Origin of the sequence: Rahnella aquatilis CIP 78.65 = ATCC 33071 (genome assembly GCF_000241955.1) — a bacterium.
Lineage (GTDB): Bacteria > Pseudomonadota > Gammaproteobacteria > Enterobacterales > Enterobacteriaceae > Rahnella > Rahnella aquatilis.
Genome location: NC_016835.1, coordinates 301831 through 324592, shown reverse-complemented (window position 1 = coordinate 324592; position 22762 = coordinate 301831). Strand labels below are relative to the sequence as shown.

Here is a 22762-nt window from a genome sequence, read left to right as displayed (position 1 = left end):
TCTAGGAAATTAATACGGTCGGACAACCCGCAACAATGGTTCCGCCATGCGCTGTGCTGTCGCCCATCCGCGCTGCAGGTTTACCGCCAATCAGCACTTTCGCACTGCCCATGACAACCGTATCCGGTGGCCCAACACACACTGCCATCGATCCCATAGTCGCAGCGGGCATACCTCCTATGAGCACTGTTGGCGTACCGGGTGTAGTCACCGGCCCGCCAACGTGTGGGATCGGGGGTAAGCCGGGCGTCACCATCGGGCAAACATGCATGTCACCAACGCGAGCGGCGGGTTGTCCCATCAGTCACCTCCACGGGCAGCGTGCCATTGAGAAAGTAACGTTTGTGCCCCCTTCAGTGGTGCGTCTTCCGTCGCGATCGCCACGCTGAGTAATTTCAGCGCACAATGGAGCATCAGGCGGGACAAATGGGGTTCCGGATACACCGCATCAAACTCTGCGGGAGTCATGCTGCCTTGCATCCAGAACAGGGATAAGCCGAGTGCGCCAACCGGGGTATCAAAACCGAGCCGTTCTGCCTGCTGGAAAATACGGAAACGCCGGTCATCATCAGGCTCTGCCAGCCACTGATGGATTTCACTGGCACATTGCTGCACCGCAGGTTCATGTGATTCCGGGCGGCCCAGCGCCTGTTGCAGCGTCCATGCCAGCAGTTTCTCCTGCACGGAATCAGCAACCACACTAGCCAGTGCGTCTTCCCAACGTTCTGCGATCATCAGCTGCGCCGCGTTTTCGGCGCCGTTTTGCAGCGGGTTATAAACAGCAAGCGCTTCTGGCGTGAGCAGTTTTTCTTTCATGTTATTCATTTCCTCAGCCAATCATCGTCACGCCGCCCTTGATCTGGGTCATACCACTACCCTGAACAGTGACCATCGCGCCTTTAAGTTCTGCCGTGCCCTTCCCTTCAATTTTGATCGTGGTGCCGCTCAGCGTAATGCCGGAAGGAGAAAGGGTAATTTTGCTGCTACCGACTTTTAATTCGATAGACTGGGTGGATTCAATAACGCAGGCTTTATCCGCTTTGACCGTGCTGCCGCCACCGCTGATGTTTAGCTGATGGTTACCGCTGGTCAGGCTTTCCTGCAGGTTGCCTTTAATATCCAGGACATAATCGCCCTGTTTGAGTGTCAGGTTTTCATTACCTTTGGTTAACTCGGTCGTGCGGTTCTCACCAATGGTTTCATTGACATTTTTGGTAATACGGGTGGTGACATCGTTTTTTACCGTCAGCAGCAGATCTTTTTGCGAGGTGATGAGCAGACGCTCTTCGCCTTTTTTATCGTCGAAGCGCAATTCATGGCCTTCTTCAACATTGCCATTGAGGGAACTGCGTGAAACGAATCCGGCATGATTTTTCTCTTCAGGCAGGCTCAGCGGCGGCTTGTTTTGCCCGTTGTATACCGAGCCGGTCACCAGAGGATAATCAGGGTTGCCATGCACAAAGCTGACGGTAACTTCGCTGTTGACGCGAGGCAGGAACATGGCACCGAAACGTCCGCCCGCCCACGACTGCGAAACCCGCACCCAACAGGAACTGCCATCGTCATGTTTATTTTCACGATCCCACGGGAACTGAATTTTGATGCGACCATATTCGTCCGTGTGGACTTCTTCTGACTTCGGTCCGACAACGATGGCTGTCAGAATACCGGCGATTTCAGGTTGTCTGGTGAGGCACGGCGGACGCCAGGAAAGGCTGTCCTTCAGTACCGTGAGCGCGCAGCCAAAATCAGGCTGCCCGTCATCAATGTTGCTTGATGCATGCATATGAACCGACTTGATTCGGTAGTTTCCCTGACAGGAAGGGTGTCCGCTCAGAAGGAATTTATCGCCGCAACCTAACCCCCACACGCTGGCCTCGGCGTAAAACAGCTGATTATCTGCCTCAAGCTGTTCCATCTTCAGCCGGGCTTCAGATTGCAGTAATTCGCGTTTTTCATGGCCGTGCGCATCCACATAGCTGACACCCGGCACGGAATAATCCGCGTCCACCGCTTTCGATTCGCCTTCCACACTGGCTGCCTGCACCATGTTAAAACCTTTAAGCATTACGGAAGAGGCTGCCAGCGAAGAACAGGCCACCCAGTTCAGGATACCGACACCATCGCCTCGCCCCTGCAGTGGCATAAAAGGTAACTCCGCCGTTTTACCCGACTGATGGCTGGACGGGTGATCAGCCAGTACCAGGGTATGTTGCCCGGCATCATGCTGGAAAAAGTAATAGATCCCTTCCTGCTCGAGAAGACGACTAATGAAGTCAAAATCGGATTCGCGATACTGAATACAGTATTCACGCGGCTGATAAGTCGCACGCAGGCGTAAATCAATGTGGCTGATGTTCTGCTGACGAAGCAGTTTGCACACTAAATCTGGCACGGTAATATTCTGGAAAACGGCCAGATTACGCCCGAGACGCAGCAGCGCCATTCGCGGTTCCAGCGTGCCGGTGAAGGTGCTGATGCCATTGACACTATTGTCTTCTTCAATGTGTGTCAGTACACCATGCACGTAGCGCTTTTGGTTGCCCCGGCCAATCTCACAGGCCATTTCATGCCCCAAAAAACGTCCCATCTGTGGAGTGATTAACGACGTGCGAAACCGGATCTGGTAGCTGAAGGTGTCAGAGAATTGTTCATCGCCTTCGATATGCATCAGCGTCAGTGAATCAGCGGCACTGCCAACGAAACGGATAAACCGGTTGTCTTGTCCTACTACGTTCGACATTTTTTATTTTCCTTCCCGGCAGACGGGTAAACGAATTTTATGCTGGCCTGCACCCCCGGAAGGCCCGAGGCAAATATCCAGCCCGAGTTGCCCGCTTCCCAGCGGGGTAACGACGTTCGCTGTATTGTCGATCAGCAGATCAATATCGAAATCCAGACCCTGACCAACATATTCGCGCAGATGCGACCACAAATTTTGGTAGTGCTTTCCCTTAGGCAAAAAAAGACCGGCGTTCTTCATCGGCACCGGCCCCAGCGTCACCGTAAAATGTGACTGCCGGTCCCAGTACACGCTGCCAAGCATGGGGGCTGCGGCCAGCGTTTGTGACGGTTCCCCCAACCGACAACACTGCGCCTGATCCATCACCTGCCATCCGCCGGTAAAAGGCGTGACTTTCGCCGCCACGGAAAAGCGGTGTTTTAACCAGGTTTCAACGTTGAGCATTGAGCGCACTGAATGCGCAAATAAATCCGCAAACTGCTCCTGCTGCTGAGATGGTGTACTGTTTGCCACACCGGATAATGCATGAATGGCCTGACTCAGCGGCCGTGTTGCACTGAATTCCGCCATGGCGTAATAGTGATATTTCTGCCAGGCGAGATAGCGCAGGCTATGCAACCTGTGATTAAAAATGTCCAGAAAAGCTTTGGCTGTTTTGTCGCCATGGCGGTAATAGCGGTCGATCATCCACTCGGTGTATACCGTCGGTAACGCGCCCAGTGCCCCTGTCAGTCCGTGGGCCGCTACTTCCACTTGCCAGCGCTGCTGATCCAGCGGGGTTATTGACGTAATGTCACCTTTCGGCGCATCCAGTGAGAGCGGCGAAATGAAATAAAGCTGCGTTTCCAGTGCCTGTTGGCTGTTTTTTCCCTGTGTTCTGGTCAGCCTGCGTAACATCAGCCTCACCTGCTGGAAAAAGTTATGCGGACTGAGGATATTACTTAGATCCATGACAGTCTTCCTGCCCGCACAGGCCATGTCCGTGCAGTTTCACCCGATGAGTCAATGCAGGTGATCACCCGAGTGAAACTATTAACCGGTGCGTACAACGCCAGGAAACAATCAATAAAGCGACACAGCAGGAAATACTCGACTTCTTCGGCCGCTTCGCTGGCAAAGGTAATGCGGATCTCAATCCCCCGCGCCATAGAACGGGGATCCAATGGCGCCAGCCGGGTAACGACCGGGCTGGAATCAACACGCAGGATCAGGTTAATTAAACGGGTAATACCTGGATTATCGACAAAGTTGTACAGCGCCAGTGACTCCCTGAGTACACGGGCTCCTTCCGGTCCGCTGATCAGCATATGGTTGAGTGAAAGCTGAGAAATCAAACGCCAGCGCGTAGCCTGTTTCACCGGCGGCCTGACCGGCAGCGTCGGGCGTGTCAGCGCGATAATTTTCATCCCCGCAATCGGCAGCTCTGATTCGAAATCGCCATCAGGATCGCCGTTGCGCATGGCTCCCGGAATATCACGATTGGTGCAGGTCAGATTCATGCTGACGATGTCGCAACCAGGCGCTAACGGGCTTTCTCCCCGGTCAGAAAAGGCGATAAATAACGATGTGGCGACACCGTTATTTTGGATGGTTTCGCGGCGCATACATTGCCAGAACAAACCGCTTTCACCGTCGCTGGCTGAATGGTCTAAACCAAACAACGGATATATCGGGCGGGACTGCGTTTCATTGCCCAGCTTGCGCATCGCCGACACGCTGTCTACAGACCAGACTTCCATCGCATCCTGATGACGAATGTCTGGAATAATCGGATACTCTGCTGTTTCGTGATCAGGTGAAATCGGTTCGGCCCGGTGGGCGAAAAGATTCACAGCAGGCGTACAGTTGAGCAGAAACAGGTTTTCGTTCACCGCACCGGCTATTTTCTCCAGTTGGCGCGCTATCATGCAGCGGTTAAATTTCACCACCAGTGAAAGCTCGCTTTGACTCCCCGCCACCATGCCAGCAGGCAGCGGTATATCAATAAAATGAAATTTTTGCGGAAAGAAGAAATAGTCCTGCAGCAAGCTGTGAGTGGGTGAAACCCGCGAATCACCGGCAAGCAGACTTTCATTTTCGCCGAAACCCACGGCACGGATAGCCTGCGCTGACAGCGTATAACTCTGCCCTTGCTGGAAAACTGTCAGTGATTCAACTTCGCTGCACAACAAGGTATAAAAGATGTTTACGATGCGACTGGCGCCGCTGAGATGCAACCTCAGAGAATCCGCCGCCAGTGTGGCACCAGGCCAGACCGACAACTGTATTTTCAGACTCCAGCTCATGTCATCAGCATCCAGATGCAGGCTGGCTTTATACAGACTGACAGGCTGAAGCGTAACCGGATAAATGGTGCGGAAACGGCAAACCTGCCCGTTCACCGGACGGGAATATAATGCCGTTCCGGCGTCAATGCGGTTACTGGCGGTCAGCGCACTGACTTTACTATCCGGCTGCATCTGTACGATGCAAACCGAAGGAAAAGGACGCAGAAATTGCGGGGCCAGCACCGTCAGTAATGCATCAGTCACTTCCGGCATATCCTCATCGAGACGTTGCTGAATCTGCGCCGTGACCAGCGCAAAGGATTCAATAATTCGCTCAATATGCGGATCTTCTGACGTGCCTTCTGACATTCCTAAACGTCTGGCGACTTTTGGAAAATGACGGGCGAACGCCTTTCCCTGCGTTTTGAGATAAGCGAGTTCATTCTGATAATAAGAAATTAATTTTTTCGCCAACATTATGAATACTCGTTAATCACGCAGAGAAAATTGACTGATAACATCGTCCCACATTAGTCGGTAGCGAACCTCACCATTGAGTGTTTCAGCATTAATAATGAATGAACATAGGCTTCCCAGTTCTTCACCGGGGGTCACGCAGACGTTTTTCAATCTTGGTTCAAAGCGTTGCAAGGCCATTTGAATACGTGATTGCATAATGGTATTGCGCTCAAGACGCGGTGTATCGCTGGAAAAAACATCACTGACGCCATAATTAAGTATCGACTCATTAATTAACGGAATATCGTCAATACGGTAACTTCGGGGGCGGGAAGACAAAAGCAGCAATATCTCATCAATTAACGTGCTGCTTTTGTCTTCTTCCTCAGAAATATCATTTTGGTCTTTCGGATTATTATCTGATAATTGCTGCAATAAACTTTTCATCCACAAACCTTAATACAGTGCACGTTTGCGGCGTGCACTGTTGTTTTGAAAAATTACAGCTTGGTGTTTTCTATGATATTCCAGCCTACCGGGCCATACTTCTTAGTTGTCCCACCGGGCTCGACCATTTGGGTTTCGAATTCAATGCGACCAAATACGAAACTCAGCGTCTCATGTGGGATCCCTCCGGCTTTGCTTGCACCGATTTGATGGCTGGTCAGTATGCAGTTCTGATAGGTCCAACGGACCATTTCATTATCTTTATTGTCCGTTTTAACATTCATCGCGACAATAATTTTTTTGATATTCGTTCCTTCAGCAACCATATTCATCAGATCAGTGGAAGTAGCGTCCATTTCTTTTGAGAATGAAACCTGCTCAAACCTAACGCCGTCGCTGTTCATTTGGCCAGTGCCATTATTGATTGCCGCTGAACTAAACACGCTATTACTCGTATAGTCAACAGCAATCCAGCCATTATATTTTTTATCACTTACGCAACCTGTAATACCCTCAATTTGCATAAATAAATTATCAGCATCTGACATTATTTTGTATCCTATTAATTAAATTTACGCATCCGTAGATGCTGGGAGTTCTGCTACCAAACGCAGTGACATACTGAGTCCTTCGAGCTGAAAATGAGGTTTAAGATAAGCGACTGCACGATAACTGCCTGGTGAACCTGGAACATCCACAACCTCAACAACAGCCTCACGTAACGGATGGCTCGCTTTAATTGCCGGGCCAACATTGTCAGAACCTACAACATATTGGTTGATCCAGTTTTGCAGGAAATTCTGGCATTCAGATTTGGACATAAAGCTGCCCACTTTATCGCGCACAATGGATTTCAAATAATGAGCAAAGCGCGATGTTGTCATAATATATTGCAGCTGACTTGATAATTTGGCGTTGGCATTCGCCAGCTCAGAATCGTACTTACGCGGTTTATTGGTCGACTGCACAGCGAAGAACGCCGCATAATCTGTACCTTTGCAATAAATGAGCGGAATAAAACCAAGCTCAGCGAGTTCTTTTTCACGACGATCAGAAATTGCCACTTCTGTCGGGCATTGCATGATCTTTTCGCCGGTCTGTGAAATGTAGTTGTAGGTCGGCAATGACTTCACTAAACCACCGCCTTCAACACCCCGGATCGCCGCGCACCAACTGTATTCTTCAAACGCCTCGACCATACGGCCTGCTAAATCATAAGCCGCGTTTACCCATAAATAGTTCGAGCCATCATTGTTTTCGTCGATTTTTTCTTCGAAATTAAACGCATCTACGGACACGGTTTTGGCACCGTAAGGCAGGCGGCCGATAACACGTGGCAATGTTAAGCCAACATAACGGGAGTCGTCGCTCTGGCGGAAGGATTTCCAGCGGGCATAGTCGGAGGTTTCAAACAGTTTGCCCAGATCACGCGGACGCGGCATCTCGGAGAAGGATCCCATCGCAAACATGCCAGGGTTCGCGGCACTCAGGAATGGCGCGTGAGCGGCGGCGGCAACATGTGAAATCTGTTCCAGCAGTTGCACATCTTCCGGCATGCAGTCGAATTCAAAATCACCCACAAAAGCAGAGTAAGGGTCACCGCCAAAGGTGCCGTATTCGCTTTCATAAATGCTTTTGAATAATGAAGACTGATCAAAGTCAGAGGCGGATTTAAAATCACGCAGCAGCTCTTTCTTTGTGCAGTTAAAAACGCGCACTTTGGTGTTTTCCGTGACGCTGCTTTGCACCAGCTTGTGCAAACCACGCCAGGAGGATTCCATACGCTGGAATTCAGGTGCTTGTATAATTTTGCTGACCTGAGAAGACAGCAATTCATCGATGGCGGCAATGCGCGCTTCGATGCTACCGACCAAATCATTGGAGACAATGACCGCACCCGATGCGACTTCCGACAGGAAGTTATCCAACTGACTTTTTACTTTATTACGATCGGATTCCCGGCGGATGGCCTGGGTATTATCAATAATCTGATCAAGATAATCGCCTGCCTGTTCAGCCTGGGCTGGAGCATTCATGACCTGGATATCACTCATTCTGCATCTCCTTTGGCAGGTTCCGCGTTTTTCGTCATACCCTCTAATAATTCAACCAACTGTTCTTTCAGGCGGTCATTGCTCGCCGTTCTGTTGCGCAAATCACTCAGTTGCTCGCGCAATTCAAGAAGTTTGCGCAACGGTTCCACTTGCATCGCCACGTTTTCAGGAGAGAAGTCATCCATAGAATTGAATTCCAGAGCAATAGCCATCTGGCCTTCTTTTTCTGGCAAGGTACTTTCAACCAACATTTCTACAGCCGGTTTCATTCCTTCCATAACATTATTGAAGTTGTCTTTATCAATGTGCGTAAAACGGCGGTCACGTAACGGCATGTCATCTTTGGAAAAATTCCCGATAACTCCCATCACCAGCGGTAATTCCTTTTTGGATTCAGCACCGCCAACTTCAACGTCGTACGTAATTTGAACGCGAGGGGGACGCGCCTTGCTCAACTTATATTGTGTATTGCTCACGGATAAATCACCATAATGTTAAAAAGGGAGAATTAATATGGCCGCAATAATAAACAGTAATTATTGTTTTTCACATATCTGATTGCTTACTAATACATTCACTTTTTCTAAATTATTTTAAATTTTGTTTTAAAAAACAAACTAATAGAGAGAAACCCTGATTGTTTTCATATAAAAAAAGAATTTATCGATATTTTATTTTCATATTCGTAATAATGAAGATTCTATTTTTTATAAGAACAAAAAAGTCCATTCCATATTAAATGATATTTATTGTTACATTTAATTTTTTTAACATTATGCGTTGAAAATTTATTTAAAAAAATGCCATGGAGGATGAAAAGTAACGATATTTCAATCAAATATAGCCTGTGCTAACATTCTTAACTAAGACTATAACACGTTGAAAATAAAGGTTTTTCTATTTTCTTTTTTGTGGCAAACTGCTCAACTCAATTAATAACTCGCCTTTTTGTTTCCAAAGGCCTGACTGGTCCGTTTTATGCAACTTTATACCATCCTCATTCTGGCGTTCGGTATGTCCATGGATGCTTTTGCGGCAGCGATTGGCAAAGGCGCTTCTCTGCACCGGCCACCGCTGAAAGAGGCGTTACGCACCGGGCTTATTTTTGGCGTAATCGAAGCGATTACGCCGGTGATCGGATGGGGGATCGGTCTGGCAGCCAGCCAGTTTATTATGAGTTGGGACCATTGGGTGGCATTCACCCTGCTGCTGATTCTCGGTATCCGCATGATCGTGGAAGCCTTCAGGAAAGGTCATGCGGAAGAAGATGCGCAGGCACCGCGCCGTCACGGCTTCTGGGTGCTGGTGACTACAGCTGTCGCAACCAGTCTGGATGCGATGGCCGTGGGTGTCGGACTGGCCTTCCTTCAGGTGAATATTCTGGTGATGGCACTGGCTATCGGTGCTGCCACCACCATCATGGCAACATCCGGTATGTTGCTTGGCCGGTTCCTCGGTGCTGCGATGGGTAAATGGGCTGAAATTCTGGGGGGCGTGGTGCTGATCGGTATTGGTACGTCGATTCTCGTCGAGCACCTGGGCCTGCTGGGCTGAGTTTTCTCCCTGCGTAAGGCAGCATCATTTTAATCACCGGAAACGCCATTGTATGCTTGACGCGAATATTGTCGGTGCAATGACTCCCGCTTCAATGGCAAAAAAGTCGGTCAGATTGTATTGAAGTGCGTGGTAAATATAAGGCGAAAAACCTATGCCGGTGACTTTTTTAAAATCAAGATATGACCCGTGACAGCCATAATCACTGAAAGCTTTTGCAAAGGCTAGCGTAAATATTATTTATGACTTATAGATAAACAGATCCAAAATTCATTATTCTCGCCTGTTATTTTAAATTTATGTTAAGGTTTTATAGATTCCACAGAGCAATTCCGTTTGAGATTATCTTCGCGCACAAAATCGATAAACGCCTGCAACGGCGCGGGGATCAGACGCCGGTCATTGTAGTAAAGATACGGCCCGGAAAACGACAGCCACCACGGCTGCAAAATGGCTTCCAGTTTGCCGCTGGAAATGGCCGGCCGCAGCCATTCTTCGAAAAGATAGATAATGCCAGCGCCCGCCACCGCCGTTTCCACGGCCAGATCCACCGCGCCACCGACGCTGACCACCAGCGGGCCGCTCACCTGCACGCTGAGACTTTCGCCCTCACGTTCAAACTCCCAGTCCGGCATGATCCCGCTGGCATAGCGGCCACGCAGACACCGGTGTTGTATCAGATCCCGCGGATGCGCTGGGCGGCCATGTGCGTTGAGATAATCCGGGGACGCCGCTGCGGCATAGCGCTGACGGTGCGGCCCGATGGGGATCGCCACCATGTCCTGCTCAAGGCGTTCGTCATAACGGATCCCCGCATCGCAGCCGTCACGAAATACATCCTGTACGTTACTCTCGGCGATAATCTCCAGCTGAATATCCGGGTAACGCCGGAGAAATTCCGGCACCAGCGCAGGCAAAACCAGACGCGTGGCACTGACCGGAACATTCAGGCGTAGCGTGCCACCGGGCGTATTGCGATAGTGGTTGAGGACATCGAGTGCCGCATCCACCTCATTCATGGCCGGGATCAGCTTCTCGAGCAATGCCCTGCCCGCTTCGGTCAGCACCACGGCGCGCGTGGTACGGTGAAACAGGCGGATGCCCAGTTGTTGTTCCGCGCGGCGCACCGCATCACTTAGCCGGGATGCATTGCTGCCCGTGACGCGCGCCGCCTCACGAAATCCCCCGGCTTTCGCCACTTCCACTACTGCGTGCAACAGCGCGATATCCATTGGCATTGTGCGTCACCCCGTACAGTTTGTCCTGATTTCACCGGATAGTTGCACAACCTGCCCGCAGCTACAATCCATGAACAATCACACAGGAGAATTCCATGTCACAACCCTCAATGACTTACCGCCTCGGCGACAGAGAAGTAGCGCGCTTAGGTTACGGTGCAATGCAACTGGCTGGTCCCGGCGTTTTTGGCCCGGTCAGGGATGAAGCACGGGCCATTCAGGTGCTGCGTGATGCCGTGGCATCTGGCGTTAATCACATCGACACCAGCGATTTTTATGGCCCTCATGAAACCAATAAGCTGATCAAAAAAGCCCTGTATCCGTATCCTGATAATCTGTGCATCGTGACCAAAGTCGGGGCACTACGCGATGAAAAAGGTGGCTGGTTACCGGCTTTCAGCCCGCAGGAACTGACGCAGGCGGTGGAAGATAATCTGCGCAATCTGGGACTTAATACGATGGACGTAGTGAATTTGCGCAGCATGTTCGATGTCCGTCAGCCAAAAGAAGGGTCACTGGAACCGCAACTGGAAGCACTGCTTATGCTTAAAGAACGCGGCCTGATCCGCCATATCGGCCTGAGCAATGTGACGGCAAAACAGGTCGCCGATGCGCAGAAACTGACGACGATCGCCTGCGTTCAGAACATGTATAACCTGGCAAACCGTCACGACGACGCGCTGGTCGACAGCCTGGCTGAACAGGAAATCGCGTATGTGCCGTTCTTCCCGCTGGGCGGTTTTTCGCGGTTGCAGTCAACGCAGCTTGATGAGGTGGCGGCACAATTGCAGGCGACGCCGATGCAGGTTGCGCTGGCCTGGCTGCTCAAACGCTCGCCGAATATCCTGCTGATCCCCGGCACGTCATCGCCGCAGCATTTACAGGAAAATCTGGCCAGTTCGAAGGTGATTCTGTCAGATGAAGTGATGGAAAAACTGAACGGAATGGCGGGTTAGCCATCCTGCATCCCCTGCACATCATGCGGGGGAATCTTTTCTCCGGCGGCTGAACCGACGCCCCGGCGTGTTGATGGTGCCTGACCACTCACAGCAATTCGCGTGCCTGCGCACAAATCAGTTTTCGCAGCCATTTCTGCCCGTTGCTGTCATCAGAACGCCGGTGCCACAACAGATAAAACGGGATCTCCGGCAACGCCACCGGTGGAGGCGTCATCAGGATATTTTGATGTTTCTCGCTGACAATCACACTGCGTTTGAGCACTGTCGCGACATATCCCGTCTGCTGCACTACACCGGCCACGCCAGCCATGGTTGGCAGCGTCAGGCGAAGTTCACGCGTCAGTCCCATTTTCCTCAGCTGTTCATCGACCAGACCATAATGATTTCCTTCCGGCGAGACCAGAATATGGCTCATCGCGAGATAGGCTTCTAACGTCATGCCATTTCGCGCCGCATCGCTGTCGCGGCGGATAAGCGTGACAAATTCATCACTGAACAGAGGCAGCGATAAGATGCGGTTTTCCGGCCGGGTAGGAGGAATGCCGATCACCAGATCAACCTCACCGGCATCCAGCATCGACACGGACGCATCACGGTCGATGAATGTCCGCACATGTAGCGTCACACCGGGTGCCTGTTCGCTGATCGCCCGCATAATGCCGGGCAGCAACACCATCAGCGGGTATTCTGATGTGCCGAGCGTAAAAGATATCTTTCTGTTTTCGGGCGCAAAATTGTCATCCGGAGCCAGCAGATGACTCAGTTCGTTAAGCGCTTTTGACACGTGTAAACCGATCTCTTTTGCCCTTGCGGTCGGCAGAAGACCGGAAGTGCTGCGGATAAACAGCGGATCCGCAAAATGCGTTCGCAGCCGGGACAATGCCGCGCTCATCGCAGGCTGACTGACCGCCGCTTTGCTGGCGGCACGGGTCACATTCCGCTCTTCCATCAGCGCATCAAACGCCACCAGCAAATTCAGATCGAGTCCCTTAAAATCCATAAAACGTATATTCCTCTATATGCTTTTCTTATTTCAATTATTACTGATACGAATGTGATACTCGCTGCGTGCACCACATTACCCCCCTAAAAATGCAATCAGCCAGAGGAATTTAGCAATGTCAGATAATAACGAGATAGCCAACCGTCTAATAGCGGAACGTAAAGCCGTTGAAAAAATCTATCAGGCTTTCAGCCTGCATAATCCGGACTTATTGGATGAGGCCGTCACGCAGGACTGGAACGATATCCCCCTGGCACCCGGCCAGGCCTCTGGCCCCGAAGGGCTGAAACCGATCATCCGGGGCTTCATTGAGGCTTTTCCGGACGTAAAAATCACCGTCCACGATCTCCTTCAGACGCCGGGAAAAATTGCCGTGCGCGCAGAAATTACCGGCACACATAACGGCAACTTTATGGGCATCGAACCTACCGGCAAATTTGTCAGCATCCGGCTGCATGAATTTCATGAGCTGAATGGCGAACGCGTCACCACCACCTGGCATCTGGAAGACTGGTTTGGTGCGTTCATGCAACTCGGGCAGTTTCCGCCGCAGGGTTAAAAAGGGACAATTAACGGCACCGGCTGAGCAGTTCCAGACGTCTCATGTCGGCTTGTCCGGCGGCGAGGCCGGTGCGGCGAACCAGTTGTCCTGAGCAACCCTGACCGCCGTTTCCGGCTGGTTCACAAAATTCGGCGACATGATCTGAACATTAAATTCGTTAAATACATCCTGAATGTGACTGTGTAATTCGCTTCTCACCGCAGCAAGAGATTCGCCTGCCCGGAGATGCACCTGCAATTCATAGGCAATATACCAGTCCATCAGGCTGAGCTGACGCACCAGCGGTTTATGCTGAAGATCAATACCCCGTGTGCGGCTGGCGGCCAGTTCCAGCATGGCATGCACCTGCCGCCACGGCGTGTCATAACCGATGGTGATGCTGGTGGTCAGATTGACGCCACCGCCCGGGTTTTGGGCACTGAGATTGGTGATTTTGCCGCTGACCACCACGGCATTTGGCACCGTGACAACGTAACTTTCACGGGTGATGATTTTGGTCGCCAGCATACCGATTTCACTCACCAGCCCTTCGTTATCGCCGATGCGGATCACATCGCCTTTACGCAGCGCCCGTGAATAAATCAGCACCAGTCCGCTCATGGCATGGTTCATCACGCCTGCCGAGCCCAGCGTGAGCATCAGGCCAAAGAATACGCTGACACCCTTGAAGGCCAGTGAATTCGCACCCGGCAAAAACGGATACGCTGCTGACAGCGCAAACAGCCAGATCATCACGGAAATCAGTTTTCGCGTCGCACCCACCGTTTCAGGGTGCAAACCGGGCACGTTAAGTTTTCGGGTTTCAACCCGTTTTAACATGATTTTCAGCAGCTTGAGAATAAACGCCGTGATGAGGAAAATGATCGCCACAATCATCAGTCCGGGGAACGCTGACACAATCGCTAATGCGATTTTCTGCATCACATTCACTGACCAGTCGCCCAGCGATTCGCCCCAGACACGCGTCCAGGGATATAAACGGAACAACCAGCTCAGCCAGAGATAGAACGCGACGATGCTCAGTAAAATCATCAATATGGCATACAAATGGACTTCAACCGCGCCCAGTAAGCTGCGCCACCGGTACGGGATCCACCCCTTCTTCAGCAAAATTCTTGCCGTGAAATAGGCTTTCACTTTGGCCCAGGATGTAAATGCAGCGTAATACAGCAGGATCAGCACAGCGGTGCCCGCCACCACTTTGAGTGTCGCGATCGTCAGATAGGTGGAAGAATACTGCTCTGTCAGCGAGATGCGCTGCGCATTGAAACGCGCCAGTACCCGTTGGGCGGCCTGATCGAGCGTCAGATCATCGCCTTCATCCAGATCACTTTCCGCCAGCAGCATCAGCGGCTTACCGTTGATCACCAACAGCCGTCCCTGCTGACCATAACGTTGCACAGGCAGGATCTGCACCGGATGGCGTATATCCTCTCCGCTCAGCGAACGCAGCGTATTACGGATGCGCAACACGCGTTCCTCCGGCGTCGACAAGCCGAATTTCGCCTGCAACATCACAACCGGCTGGTGAAAAATATAAACGGTACGGGCTTTTTCCTGATCAGACGGCATCTGCCGGGGTTCAGCCGCCTGCAGAAGAAAAGAGGTAAAAAACGATAGCCACACCAGAAAACCATACAGGCGGCCCTTTCTCAGCCAGGCCAGTAACGCCATCACCCTCAACCTGCTGTCACCCATCTACAGACTCCCAACACAAACACGGTAGGATCAAGAAGCTGACTTAAAAATTATCAAGATAAGTCATCGTGAAATAAGTCTTTTAATTAAAATCAATCTTGGATAAATGCTAGTTACTCAGGGAAATTTTTACTAGCGATCAGGCATCTTTTTTTATTAACTGCGCCTGACCTGCCAATGTCAGGTGTGACAGATGATATTGTTAAACGCAGGCGGCGGGCCTGCGGCAGTCACGGTATCTGCACCAGTAACCGCCCGCAGGTAAACGTGGCTATTTAAAATGCGAAGCAATAATATTTATTTTAAACGGGGCATGGCGGTAATTATTTAATAACGAGCAGATCCTGATATCGCGTCGTATATCTCGGCGAGAGCATTTCCCTTTTCATCTGCCATTGCTGTCGTATGCCCTGCCCGGCGAAATAAAGCGTTCCACGCCCCTTCTTCGCGTTCAGATAATCCAATACACCCATCAGTTTCTGGCTATTGTGCCGCGGTGGATTTTCGTCGAAAAGATTAAGCTGAGCCACGCCCTGACTGTAAAAATCACCCAACATGACCCCGGCTTTCTGGTAGCGATAACCCTCTTTCCAGATAGCCTCCAGACAGCGCGTCGCCGCAGCGATAATATCCCGGCTGTCCTGTGTCGGCGTCAGCAAATTAACGGATGAGCTGGGACCATAATAAGATTCGTTTACCCCAAAAGGTGAGGTTTTGATAAACGCCGAGATAAACCGGCAATGCTGATGCTCATGGCGGAGCTTCTCCGCCGCCCGGATAGCATAACTACAGATAGCCTGACGCATCTCCTCATATTCGGTGATCCGATCACCGAACGAACGGGAACAAACGATTTCCTGTTTTACCGGCGCAAACTCTTCCAGCTCAAGGCACGACTCACCGCGCAACTCCCGAACCGTTCTTTCCAGCACCACGTTGAAATGTTTTCTGATGAACCGGATATCGGTGTCTGCCAGCTGTAACACTGTTTTGATGCCCATTGAATCGAGTTTCTTCGCGATCCGCCGACCCACTCCCCAGACCTCACCAACCGGTAATGCCGCCATGAGTTTTCTTTGGTGTTCGACGTTTGACAAGTCAACAACGCCCCCCGTCTCACGTTGCCATTTTTTAGCCGCATAGTTCGCCAGTTTAGCCAGCGTCTTTGTTTGTGCGATACCCACGCCAACCGTCAGATGCGTACGCTGTAAGACTGTGGCTCTGATTTCACGCCCAAATTCTGTCAGATCACGACAGTGACGCACGCCGGTCAGATCGCAAAAAATCTCATCAATTGAGTATACTTCGCAGCGTGGCGACATCTCCTCGATAGTGGTCATCACCCGGTTGGACATGTCCGCGTAGAGTTCATAGTTGCTACTAAAACACACCACACCATGACGTCTGAACAGTTCTTTCTGTTTGAAATACGGTTCTCCCATTTTCGCAAATGCATTTGCTTCAGCAGAACGGGCAATGACGCACCCGTCGTTGTTCGATAACACCACCACGGGCCGCCCCTTCAGGTCGGGGCGGAATACAGTTTCACAGGAGGCATAAAAAGAGTTCACATCACACAGTGCAAACATGGTCAGCTCGCAGTTTTCACGATATAGGTCACCACGCCGAAAACCTCCAGGTTTTCTTCGCCTCCAATCATGATCGGCGCATAAACACTATTTTCAGGCTTAAGCATGACCACCGGATGCAACTGCAGGCGCTTAACCGTAAATTCACCGTCGACCGCCGCAATGACGATATGCCCATGCTCAGCCTTACGGGAGCTGTCCACCACCAGCAAATCGCCCTCGCCAATCCCGGCGTCAATCATCGAGTCACCCGTCACTCTCACGAAATAAGTGGCACTCGGGTGCTGAATCATCAGTTCATTCAGGTCAATGCGCCGTTCAACATAATCCTGCGCCGGACTGGGAAACCCGCAAGGGACAAGGTCGCTGAACAGGGGGAATGTGACGAACTGCCGTGGCTCGTTAGCCGTGAGGAACTGCATTGTAATCACCATCAGTTTAAGCTGTATGTATATACAGTATTATTTATCAATGATGGAAAGCAAGAAGCTTTAAAGGCGGCGGTGCTTCTGCTGCGTACAGCACTGAGTAAAAGCCTTTAAATTAAGGGCTTGCCAGACTGTAAATTTTTGGGATTTGAGGAAATTCTTAGCAATAGACATCTTCTGACCTAAATAGCATAAAAAACAGGATGACTATGGACACTCTACGATGAACTAACGTGTGAATTTAGCTTAATTATAAATTATGCCCATATTTTGTTGACTTATTATTTGTTCGATGAATTTTTCATAAAACAAAATCGAAAGTAAATCCTGAAAAAGAGAAAATATGAAGAAATTCTATTGCCCTTGTGATCATGGCAACATACTCTTACAGAAGGAATAGACTAATAAAAGGAATTAGCATGAACAGTTATGATGAAATTTCTACCCGTATTGCGGAAATCATTATCTCACCTGACAGCGCAATAGGATTTATTCATGGCATTCTTTCAGTTCCGGTAGACCTTGGTTATTTAGCCTACGGATATCTTAATACAGAATCCCGCTATTCCAACCAAACCGAAACGATAAGAATAATCCAGGCTATCGATAATGGCATTCTCAATTACGACCGGATTATTGAAGCGATACAGATAGTATTTAAACGATTCGATAAATACGTCTCAGAAAGCGAGAAAAATAAAATATATAGCCGCACTATTTTTTCAGTACTGGGACGAACAACAGCAAACTCTTTCCTATCCGGTAAGATAGCTACTGCTATTTGTGGGCAGGCATCTGTCTTCATCACATTGCGCGGTGGATTGATCGGCAATATTCTGCTCGCCGGAGGTATGACAGAACGGTGTATCAGGACTTCAGAAAAGCTAAGTGTTGATGAACCTGATGTATATGAACTTCTACGAGCAAAAAATTATGACTTACTCTATTTTATGTTCGAACCTGCACTTAAACCATTTGTTGATGCACTGACTGTGCGCAGAAATCAGGGGATATACGCTTTCAAGACGATCCTGGATCTTGTTGAATCTAAAGTGAATGGCTATGTTTAAACTCTCTTGGTTAAAACGAAAACTAGCAGATAACGTATTAGGTTTTCTGGGTGCCTTACTGGGAGGGGGAGCATTCTGGCTCTCTATGGGGTGTATTTTCTATTTTGATACCTGGCCTGGTCGAATAGTATCTATTATTATGGTCGTCTTAGTGGTTTATCTTTTGGCAAAATGGTTAAATAAATTTTATCCACGCTAAATATTAAAATCAACTTCATTAACTTATAAAGATGTAATATGTCAAATCCAGCATATATTTGGTTGGTCGATGAAAACGGATCACCTATTGTGGGAGATTCATTAGTCTCAGGCAGACTTGGTGCTATCGAGCTTAAGTCAGTAAATCATAATGTGAGCATCCCAACTGACCAACATACGGGCCGACTGACCGGGACTCGCGTTCACTCGCCGATATCTTTACAAAAGGAATTTGATAAAGCCACACCTATTTTATATCGCGCATTATGCCAAGGCGTGACGCTCCAATCAGCGACAATAAAAATGTATCAAATCACCGAAACCGGTACTGAGGCAGAATATTTCAATATTATTTTGGATAACGTAAAAATCGTGGCTATTACACCTAATTTATATCCTGGCGGCCAAACAGGAACGCACTTTGAAAATATTTTATTGCATTATGAAACGATTACATGGAAATACTGTGATGGCAACATCATATATAAAGATACTTGGAATAATCGAGCAGTGGCGTAATAAATTATATCCCGATAAAGCCATCTGCAAGGACAGGAGAGATAAAGTGCAGTTCGTCGGTCAGAGACTCTCCGGCGCGACTGGGCAATGAAACAGGAAATATTGTCACCGGCATATGCGATGCGGTTCGGGCCACGGGTGCAGGCGAAAGTACAGTCCGGGCATAACCCGGACTGTACTCAGGACTGGCCGGGGTATATCCCATCAGTTCCACGCCGTCTTTAATCGCTTCAGCCATCGCTTCAATGTGCCGGCGCAACTGTTACGGCAATGACCGGGCTTTCACACATCACCGAGCCAGTGATCTAAATCACAGATTTTGCTGCATTAATCGCCCCCGGAACCGCTTATCCCGCGTAATAACCGCTTATCCCCCTCTGTGACCGCTAACCAAGTTTCCCCCCTCCGCGTCTGCGAATTTGGCACCCTATGCAGGCAATAAAACAGGTCCCCTGCCTCTCTGAAAGCGATCCTTAATAAAGAAAACAGAGAAGGGTATTTCGTGAGTCCTTTTAAAATAACCGGGTTATTTATGAATAAAAAAGCATTATTCAAGCACATACCGTGGATGATTGTTGCCCTCCTCGGTGCCTGCTGTCTGGGCGTGGTTGCCCTGCGGCGAGGTGAGCATATCAGCGCTTTATGGATAGTCGTGGCCTCTGTCTCGGTCTATCTGGTGGCCTATCGCTATTACAGCCTGTATATCGCGCAAAAAGTCATGAAACTCGACCCTTCGCGCTCGACGCCTGCGGTCATCAACAATGACGGTCTGAACTATGTGCCGACCAACCGCAACGTGCTGTTTGGTCACCACTTCGCCGCCATCGCCGGAGCCGGTCCTTTGGTCGGCCCGGTGCTCGCGGCGCAGATGGGATATCTGCCGGGCGTCTTGTGGTTACTGGCTGGTGTGGTTCTGGCCGGTGCCGTGCAGGACTTTATGGTGCTGTTCATCTCTTCACGCCGTAACGGTGCGTCTCTGGGGGAGATGATCAAAGAAGAGATGGGGCCGGTGCCGGGCACTATCGCCCTGTTCGGCTGCTTCCTGATCATGATTATTATTCTGGCGGTGCTGGCCTTAATCGTGGTGAAAGCGCTGGCGGAAAGCCCGTGGGGAGTGTTTACCGTGTGTTCCACGGTGCCGATTGCCCTGTTTATGGGCATCTACATGCGCTTTATCCGGCCAGGGCGCGTGGGTGAGATCTCAGTGATTGGCGTTGTTCTGCTGGTCGCGGCTATCTGGTTCGGTGGCGTTATCGCCAGCGATCCTTACTGGGGCCCGGCGCTGACCTTCAAAGACACGACCATTACCTTTACCCTGATTGGTTATGCGTTCGTCTCGGCCTTGCTGCCGGTGTGGCTGATCCTGGCACCGCGTGACTATCTGGCCACGTTCCTGAAAATCGGCGTCATCGTCGGGCTGGCGATCGGTATCGTGATCCTCAATCCTGAACTGAAAATGCCTGCCCTGACCCAGTACATCGACGGTACAGGTCCTTTGTGGAAAGGCGCCCTGTTCCCGTTCCTGTTTATTACCATTGCCTGCGGTGCGGTGTCCGGTTTCCACGCGCTGATCGCCTCCGGCACCACGCCTAAACTGCTGGCCTGCGAAACCGATGCACGGTTTATCGGTTACGGCGCGATGCTGATGGAATCCTTTGTCGCCGTGATGGCGCTGGTGGCGGCCTCCATCATCGAGCCGGGTTTATACTTCGCCATGAATACCCCACCGGCCGGTCTGGGCATTACCATGCCAAACCTGCACGAACTGGGCGGCGATAATGCGCCGATGATCCTGGCACAGCTGAAAGACGTCACGGCGCATGCCGCCGCCACCGTCAGCTCGTGGGGATTTGTTATCTCGCCTGAGCAGATTATGCAGACGGCGAAGGATATCGGTGAACCGTCGGTGCTGAACCGCGCAGGTGGTGCGCCAACGCTTGCCGTAGGTATTGCGCATGTGTTCCACAAAATTATGCCGCTGGCCGATATGGGCTTCTGGTATCACTTCGGCATTCTGTTTGAAGCGCTGTTCATCCTGACCGCGCTGGATGCGGGGACGCGTTCCGGCCGCTTTATGTTGCAGGATTTGCTGGGTAACTTTATCCCGTTCCTGAAAAAGACCGATTCGCTGGTCGCCGGGATTATCGGCACCGCAGGCTGTGTCGGCCTGTGGGGTTATCTGCTGTATCAGGGCGTGGTCGATCCACTGGGCGGCGTAAAAAGTCTGTGGCCGCTGTTCGGGATTTCTAACCAGATGCTGGCTGCCGTCGCGCTGATCCTCGCCACTGTCGTGCTGGTGAAGATGAAACGCACGAAATACATCTGGGTCACCATGCTGCCTGCCATCTGGCTGCTTATCTGCACCACCTGGGCGCTGGGGATGAAACTGTTCAGCACTAATGTGCAGATGGAAGGCTTCTTCTACATGGCCGGTCAGTATAAAGCGCGTATCAGCGCAGGTGGCGCGAACCTGACACCAGAACAAATCAGCAATATGCATCACATTGTGATCAACAATTACACCAACGCCGGGCTGAGTATTCTGTTCCTGATTGTGGTGTACAGCATCATTTTCTACGGTATCCGCGCCTGTCTGCAGGCACGTAAAACCGACAAGCGTACCGATAAGGAAACGCCTTATGTGCCGGTTCCTGCGGAAGGGATAAAAATCTCCGCCGGGCACTAACCGTTTACCTGAAAGCCCCGCACACGCGGGGCTTTTCCACAGAATCTCAAGGAGTACGTATGTTTGACAACTTAGGTGCGGCGAAGAAATACCTCGGTCAGGCCGCACGTATGCTGGTGGGCATACCAGATTACGACACCTATGTTCTGCATATGCAGACCAACCACCCGGACACCACGCCGATGACCTACGAGGAATTTTTCCGCGAGCGCCAGCAGGCACGTTATGGCGGAGACGGTAAAGGCGGAATGCGCTGTTGTTAAGAAGATGCAGTTATGAAGAGGATGTTGTTATGAAGAACAATGAAACCATGACACCGATTGCAGTCACAGTATTAACAGGCTTCCTGGGTGCCGGGAAAACCACGCTTTTACGCCAGATTTTGCATACACAGCAACAGATAAAAATTGCGGTGATCGAGAATGAATTTGGTGAAATGCCCATCGACAACCAGCTGATTGGCGACCGGGCCACGCGTATCACCACACTGTCCAACGGCTGTATCTGTTGTACCCGTTCGGGGGAGCTGGAAGCGGCGTTGCTGGATCTGCTCGACAGCGTGGATAAAGGCGAGGTGCGGTTTGACCGGCTGATGATTGAATGTACCGGCATGGCTGACCCCGGCCCGATCCTTCAGGCGTTTTTCGCCCATGAGATTATCTGTGAGCGTTACGTGTTAGATGGCGTTATCACGCTGGTAGATGCCGTTCATGCCATGTCACAACTGGATCAGTTTCCGCTGGCTCAGTCGCAGATTGGTTATGCTGACCGCATCCTGCTGACTAAAACCGATGTGGCCGGTGAATGCCCTGAACTGGCGGAACGGCTGCAACGGATTAATGCGCGTGCACCGGTGTATAAAATGGTTCAGGGGGATATCGATCCGGCACTGCTGTTTGATACCCGCGGATTTATGCTGGAGGAAAACGTGGTCGCCGCCAGACCGCGGTTCCACCGTATCGCGCCGCAGCAAAACGCCGTCTCCTCGATTGTGGTGGAACTGGATTATCCGGTTGCGCTAAAGGCTATTTCTGCGGTGATGGAAGAACTGCTCGCCAGTTTTGCAGATAACCTGATGCGGTATAAAGGGATGTTATGGATAGCCGATCAGCCGTGCCGCCTGCTGTTTCAGGGCGTGCAGCGGCTGTACAGCGCCGACTGGGATCGCGAGTGGCAGGCGGACGAAACACCGCACAGTGCATTAGTTTTCATTGGTATGCAGTTGCCCGAAACCGAAATCCGCGAGGCCTTTGCGCGGCTGCGACCTGCCTGCTTAATCTGACCCAAA

Annotated in this window: 23 protein-coding genes and 1 pseudogene; 8 read left to right on the top strand and 16 right to left on the bottom strand. The window is 50.7% G+C overall.

Features of this window, described 5'->3' with window-relative positions:
• Position 1: 1 nt before the first annotated feature.
• Genes RAHAQ2_RS23465 through tssB form a run of 9 tightly spaced genes read right to left on the bottom strand, consistent with a single transcriptional unit; the run spans position 2 to position 8446 of the window.
• A complete protein-coding gene (locus RAHAQ2_RS23465; RefSeq protein WP_014341874.1) occupies positions 2-301 on the bottom strand; it encodes a PAAR domain-containing protein in 300 nt (99 codons plus the stop codon).
• Positions 301-816 (bottom strand): DUF6931 family protein, encoded by a 516-nt coding sequence (locus tag RAHAQ2_RS23460; RefSeq protein ID WP_014341873.1) that lies wholly within the window; start codon positions 814-816, stop codon positions 301-303. The genes RAHAQ2_RS23465 and RAHAQ2_RS23460 overlap by 1 nt, the downstream gene beginning before the upstream one ends.
• A gap of 13 nt (positions 817-829) precedes the next feature.
• Positions 830-2743, bottom strand: coding sequence for a type VI secretion system Vgr family protein (locus tag RAHAQ2_RS23455; RefSeq protein WP_014341872.1), 1914 nt, complete (start codon positions 2741-2743; stop codon positions 830-832).
• 3 nt (positions 2744-2746) lie between these two features.
• Positions 2747-3694, bottom strand: a complete 948-nt coding sequence (gene tssG / locus RAHAQ2_RS23450; RefSeq protein WP_014341871.1) for a type VI secretion system baseplate subunit TssG — start codon at positions 3692-3694, stop codon at positions 2747-2749.
• Positions 3685-5487, bottom strand: coding sequence for a type VI secretion system baseplate subunit TssF (tssF, locus tag RAHAQ2_RS23445; protein ID WP_014341870.1), 1803 nt, complete (start codon positions 5485-5487; stop codon positions 3685-3687). Before tssF ends, tssG begins: the two co-directional genes overlap by 10 nt.
• A 12-nt stretch (positions 5488-5499) precedes the next feature.
• Positions 5500-5916 carry a GPW/gp25 family protein gene (locus RAHAQ2_RS23440; protein WP_014341869.1) on the bottom strand — a complete coding sequence of 139 codons (417 nt, stop codon included), beginning with the start codon at positions 5914-5916 and terminating at the stop codon, positions 5500-5502.
• 53 nt (positions 5917-5969) lie between these two features.
• Positions 5970-6464, bottom strand: coding sequence for an Hcp family type VI secretion system effector (locus tag RAHAQ2_RS23435; protein WP_014341868.1), 495 nt, complete (start codon positions 6462-6464; stop codon positions 5970-5972).
• 24 nt (positions 6465-6488) lie between these two features.
• Positions 6489-7970 carry a type VI secretion system contractile sheath large subunit gene (tssC, locus tag RAHAQ2_RS23430; RefSeq protein ID WP_014341867.1) on the bottom strand — a complete coding sequence of 494 codons (1482 nt, stop codon included), beginning with the start codon at positions 7968-7970 and terminating at the stop codon, positions 6489-6491.
• Complete coding sequence (tssB, locus tag RAHAQ2_RS23425) at positions 7967-8446, bottom strand: type VI secretion system contractile sheath small subunit (RefSeq protein WP_014341866.1); 480 nt, start codon at positions 8444-8446, stop codon at positions 7967-7969. The genes tssC and tssB overlap by 4 nt, the downstream gene beginning before the upstream one ends.
• A 502-nt stretch (positions 8447-8948) precedes the next feature.
• Here tssB and mntP point away from each other — a divergent pair.
• Entirely contained in the window at positions 8949-9524 is a 576-nt protein-coding gene (gene mntP, locus RAHAQ2_RS23420; protein WP_014341865.1) for a manganese efflux pump MntP, read from the top strand.
• A 33-nt stretch (positions 9525-9557) separates the two neighbouring features.
• Here mntP and RAHAQ2_RS26065 read toward each other — a convergent pair.
• Together RAHAQ2_RS26065 and RAHAQ2_RS23415 are read right to left on the bottom strand one after the other, a co-directional pair.
• A pseudogene (locus RAHAQ2_RS26065) lies at positions 9558-9746 on the bottom strand (hypothetical protein); the annotation flags it as partial.
• A gap of 80 nt (positions 9747-9826) precedes the next feature.
• Positions 9827-10762: a LysR family transcriptional regulator gene (locus tag RAHAQ2_RS23415; RefSeq protein WP_014341864.1), complete on the bottom strand. Its 936-nt coding sequence runs from the start codon at positions 10760-10762 to the stop codon at positions 9827-9829.
• Positions 10763-10857: 95 nt separating this feature from the next.
• Here RAHAQ2_RS23415 and RAHAQ2_RS23410 point away from each other — a divergent pair, with 95 nt between their 5' ends.
• A complete protein-coding gene (locus tag RAHAQ2_RS23410; RefSeq protein ID WP_014341863.1) occupies positions 10858-11718 on the top strand; it encodes an aldo/keto reductase family oxidoreductase in 861 nt (286 codons plus the stop codon).
• 88 nt (positions 11719-11806) lie between these two features.
• On the opposite strand, the gene RAHAQ2_RS23405 is transcribed toward RAHAQ2_RS23410, so the two are convergent.
• The gene (locus RAHAQ2_RS23405) at positions 11807-12721 is read right to left on the bottom strand and encodes a LysR family transcriptional regulator (protein WP_014341862.1); all 915 of its coding nucleotides are present in this window, start codon (positions 12719-12721) and stop codon (positions 11807-11809) included.
• 118 nt (positions 12722-12839) lie between these two features.
• Here RAHAQ2_RS23405 and RAHAQ2_RS23400 point away from each other — a divergent pair, with 118 nt between their 5' ends.
• Entirely contained in the window at positions 12840-13283 is a 444-nt protein-coding gene (locus RAHAQ2_RS23400) for an ester cyclase (RefSeq protein WP_014341861.1), read from the top strand.
• Between the two features lie 42 nt (positions 13284-13325).
• Here the strand turns inward: RAHAQ2_RS23400 and RAHAQ2_RS23395 are convergent, their stop codons facing one another.
• The 3 genes from RAHAQ2_RS23395 to RAHAQ2_RS23385 all read right to left on the bottom strand — a co-directional run bounded on the left by RAHAQ2_RS23395 (position 13326) and on the right by RAHAQ2_RS23385 (position 16995).
• The gene (locus tag RAHAQ2_RS23395) at positions 13326-14984 is read right to left on the bottom strand and encodes a mechanosensitive ion channel family protein (protein ID WP_014341860.1); all 1659 of its coding nucleotides are present in this window, start codon (positions 14982-14984) and stop codon (positions 13326-13328) included.
• A gap of 323 nt (positions 14985-15307) precedes the next feature.
• Positions 15308-16573 carry a Y-family DNA polymerase gene (locus RAHAQ2_RS23390; protein ID WP_014341859.1) on the bottom strand — a complete coding sequence of 422 codons (1266 nt, stop codon included), beginning with the start codon at positions 16571-16573 and terminating at the stop codon, positions 15308-15310.
• Positions 16574-16575: 2 nt separating this feature from the next.
• Entirely contained in the window at positions 16576-16995 is a 420-nt protein-coding gene (locus RAHAQ2_RS23385) for a translesion error-prone DNA polymerase V autoproteolytic subunit (RefSeq protein ID WP_037041002.1), read from the bottom strand.
• Between the two features lie 425 nt (positions 16996-17420).
• On the opposite strand from RAHAQ2_RS23385, the gene RAHAQ2_RS23380 reads away from it, so the two are divergent.
• Both RAHAQ2_RS23380 and RAHAQ2_RS23375 read left to right on the top strand, forming a co-directional pair.
• Complete coding sequence (locus tag RAHAQ2_RS23380) at positions 17421-18071, top strand: hypothetical protein (protein ID WP_014341857.1); 651 nt, start codon at positions 17421-17423, stop codon at positions 18069-18071.
• 237 nt (positions 18072-18308) lie between these two features.
• The gene (locus tag RAHAQ2_RS23375; protein WP_014341856.1) at positions 18309-18788 is read left to right on the top strand and encodes an Hcp family type VI secretion system effector; all 480 of its coding nucleotides are present in this window, start codon (positions 18309-18311) and stop codon (positions 18786-18788) included.
• A gap of 4 nt (positions 18789-18792) precedes the next feature.
• Here the strand turns inward: RAHAQ2_RS23375 and RAHAQ2_RS25640 are convergent, their stop codons facing one another.
• The gene (locus RAHAQ2_RS25640) at positions 18793-19026 is read right to left on the bottom strand and encodes a hypothetical protein (protein ID WP_037041005.1); all 234 of its coding nucleotides are present in this window, start codon (positions 19024-19026) and stop codon (positions 18793-18795) included.
• Between the two features lie 294 nt (positions 19027-19320).
• Between RAHAQ2_RS25640 and RAHAQ2_RS23370 the strand changes: the two genes are divergently transcribed.
• From RAHAQ2_RS23370 to yjiA, 3 genes are read left to right on the top strand one after another with little or no spacing between them, the layout of a single operon-like run.
• On the top strand, positions 19321-21474 hold the full coding sequence (locus tag RAHAQ2_RS23370; protein ID WP_037041008.1) for a carbon starvation CstA family protein: 2154 nt from the start codon (positions 19321-19323) through the stop codon (positions 21472-21474).
• A gap of 59 nt (positions 21475-21533) precedes the next feature.
• On the top strand, positions 21534-21737 hold the full coding sequence (locus RAHAQ2_RS23365; RefSeq protein WP_014341854.1) for a YbdD/YjiX family protein: 204 nt from the start codon (positions 21534-21536) through the stop codon (positions 21735-21737).
• A 47-nt stretch (positions 21738-21784) separates the two neighbouring features.
• Entirely contained in the window at positions 21785-22756 is a 972-nt protein-coding gene (yjiA, locus tag RAHAQ2_RS23360) for a GTPase (RefSeq protein ID WP_037041032.1), read from the top strand.
• The last annotated feature ends 6 nt before the right edge of the window (positions 22757-22762 follow it).